Below are 286 nucleotides of genomic sequence, written 5' to 3' on the forward strand. Positions count from 1 at the left end.
TTCAGACGCGGTACGGTTCGCAGTCTTATCGCTGTACCCCGCCCGAATAGCCGCTTGCGTGGCGTTCAAATCAACGAGGTACTCGCGACAAAACATTTCCTGTTTGTCGGTGAGTGCCATTTCATTTCCTTATCTTGAGAGCAATCCACCCGGCATCAGTTCACGATTAACGAACTGTCTTATTTCCTCACGGACTATCTGGCGGAGGTGATCGTCACTGGTGATCCCCGCATCCACTGACAGTGTCATGCCTGCATCGTAGGTCTTTGTTTTCGGTTTGAATGCA

General features: G+C 50.7%; 1 protein-coding gene. It reads right to left on the reverse strand.

Annotated features, from left to right (window positions below; genetic code table 11):
- Positions 1–120 (reverse strand): terminase small subunit (locus tag Xbed_RS19235; protein WP_139837583.1); only part of this gene is annotated, 120 nt, incomplete at its 3' end.
- Positions 121–286: the final 166 nt, after the last annotated feature.

This window comes from Xenorhabdus beddingii (genome assembly GCF_002127545.1).
GTDB classification, from domain to species: Bacteria; Pseudomonadota; Gammaproteobacteria; order Enterobacterales; family Enterobacteriaceae; genus Xenorhabdus; species Xenorhabdus beddingii.